The organism is Flavobacterium sp. NRK F10 (assembly GCF_024054235.1).
Classification (GTDB): Bacteria; Bacteroidota; Bacteroidia; order Flavobacteriales; family Flavobacteriaceae; genus Flavobacterium; species Flavobacterium sediminis.
The window spans coordinates 2,229,654-2,232,556 of record NZ_JAMXLC010000001.1 but is presented as its reverse complement, the minus strand read 5'-3'; the positions used below and the strand labels follow the sequence as shown (position 1 = coordinate 2,232,556).

At 42.1% G+C, this 2,903-nt stretch carries 1 protein-coding gene and 1 pseudogene; both read right to left on the bottom strand.

What is annotated here, in order from left to right; genetic code table 11:
* Positions 1-630, bottom strand: a pseudogene (locus NHF50_RS10100) (hypothetical protein); the annotation flags it as partial.
* Positions 631-727: 97 nt separating this feature from the next.
* Positions 728-2,903: hypothetical protein (locus NHF50_RS10095; RefSeq protein ID WP_252776207.1), on the bottom strand; the 2,176-nt coding region annotated here is incomplete at its 5' end.

The window sequence follows — 2,903 nt, the reverse complement described above, 5'->3', positions numbered from 1 at the left end:
GAAGATCGCACTTGCATTATTGATCACACTACCCGGCACATCTATTGTTGTTCCAGTACCGTCTTCACTAATATAAGTATACGTCCCGTTTGTATTGTCTGTCATCGTGGTTACCGTTTGCGCTGCGGCAATTGCTGCGGCGTCAATAAAAGCTCCGCCATCTGTCCCCGATGTTATGGCATTACCTCCGTCTGAGCTGACTACATTAACTGTACCTGATGACAACCTTATCCATTGTCCGTTTGTAATATTATTGGTAGCACCGGGGTTATAGAAGTAGTAAAAACCCGGAGTCACACTGGTCTGAATCCCCTGCCCGGCAAGGGTTGTTCCCGTTCCGCTATTGTAAACGATCATTCCGTCAAATGCAGTCGGAAAACTAAGTCCGTCTAAATTACCCGTAATAAATGTCCAAGCAGTTAAATTCGTACGTGGAAAACTCAGTCCTCTCCCTCTGTTATTAGGATAATTAACTGTATTTTCTGAAACATCTAAAAAAGCGTTCTCACCAACCAGAGCATTTCCAATTGTACCATAAGATTTAAGCTGAGCTTTTGCTTCATTAGCAAAAAAAGCAGCGAAAAACAACGGTAATACTGCCTTACAGGTTATTTGTAAAATTGTTTTCATTATATCATATTTTTTTTCGAATTACCACCAATCTCCAGAGGAATCCTCTCTTTTTGAAAAAGAGAGAATCTCCATGGAAATTTTTTATAAACTAGTTTTATCGTCCTGTAATTCGTACCCAATCGGTTCCGGTACTTATAAATTCTGATGCCGTTCTGGAAGGTACATTACTAACATTTAGAGGTGCTGTATCTCCTGCAATTCCTCCAAAAGTAAGTGCAGCTCCTGTATCGTTAGCCAATTTTATTACTCTACCCGGATATAAAGCTGCTGAAGGCAATGCTAAATTACCATCTAACCCCAAGTTAGAAAGTATAACTACGTAATCCGTATCCTGCCATGCTACTGTCGCTCCGGATTCCACTCTGTAACTGTAGTATACAGCTCCGTTTGTTTTGCGTAATGTTCCGTCTATTACAAAATTCCCGGCAGTTCCGGTAGTAAAGGTCAGGTCATTGTCACTTTGCGTCACTACACGAGGACCGGTAAGTGTGCCATCCACTGTGTAAATGTTACGAGCAGTAGTGGTAGTGGTCGGAGTACCATTCTCATTTGTATAAGTATACGTTCCGTCACCGTTATCTACAAAGGTTGTAACCGTTTCATTAACTGTCACTACAGTACCCGTACCGTCATCATGACTGGCTATTGTATGAGCAGTTCCACCCGTTACTTCCGCATCTGTATTCCCTGCACTTTGAGCTACTACAGAAGTATTTCCTCCGGCAGCAGCTGGCACATATAATGCACCATCAGTTCCGGCTACAAGACTATTGCCTGCGTCTGCTGAGATCAGATTTACGTTGGCATTATTTGCATCCTCATTGTTGTAAACTAACTGTCCTCCTGAAAGACTTAAAGTAGTATTAGTCTCAGCATTCTGTATCATTGCCTGATCAAGATAAGTACCTCCGTCTGCTCCGATGCTTATTAAGTTACCTGGTATAACACTTCTCACTCTTACTGTTTGTGTCGTACCGACTTCATCGACATAACTTATCTGCCCTGTAGTTGTATTTTGTCCTAAAAAGGTAACTGTTTCATGAATATTTGTAAGTACTCCATTTTCATTCGTATAGGTAGCTATTGTATGTCCGGCAACTCCGATAATATCATTAACTGTCGTTATTGTCTCATCAATATCCACCGTTGTACCATCCGCTTCTGTTACAGTAGCAATTCGGTGGCCTGCAATAACATTTGTAACAGACAAACCATTTGCATTAAATGTGGTAATTGTTCCGTCCTCTGAAGTATACGTAAATGTTCCATTACCGTTGTCTACCAAAGTTGTTAAGGTTTCAAGGTTCGCTACATCTATTACTGTTGCTACTCCGTCTTCATCTGTATACGTCATGGTACCATCTCCGTTGTCTACCAATGAGGTCAAGGTTTCGGTAGCTGCTACCGCTGTACTTAAATTGATCACGGTTGCCACTCCATCTTCATCTGTATACGTCATCGTACCATCTCCGTTGTCTACCAATGAGGTCAACGTTTCAGTAGCTGCTACCGCTGTACTTAAATTGATCACGGTTGCCACTCCATCTTCATCTGTATACGTCATCGTACCATCTCCGTTGTCTACCAATGAGGTCAACGTTTCAGTAGCCGCTACCGCTGTGCTTAAATTGATCACAGTTGCCACTCCGTCTTCATCTGTATACGTCATCGTACCATCTCCGTTGTCTACCAATGAGGTCAACGTTTCAGTAGCCGCTACCGCTGTGCTTAAATTGATCACAGTTGCCACTCCGCCTTCATCTGTATACGTCATCGTACCATCTCCGTTGTCTACCAATGAGGTCAACGTTTCAGTAGCCGCTACCGCTGTGCTTAAATTGATCACAGTTGCCACTCCGTCTTCATCTGTATACGTCATCGTACCATCTCCGTTGTCTACCAATGAGGTCAACGTTTCAGTAGCCGCTACCGCTGTGCTTAAATTGATCACAGTTGCCACTCCGTCTTCATCTGTATACGTCATCGTACCATCTCCGTTGTCTACCAATGAGGTTAAAGTTTCACTTGAACCCACTATTGTTGATATCTCATTCAAAACATTAGTATCTCCAAAAATTGTACTTGCGTTGTTGATCACACTGCCCGGTATATCTATTGTAGTTGCAGTTGCATCTTCACTTGTATATGTATACGTACCGTCAGTATTGTCTACCATTGTAGTCAAGGTTTCACTTGAACCCACTATTGTTGATATCTCATTCAAAACATTAGTATCTCCAAAAATTGTACTTGCGTTGTTGATCACACTG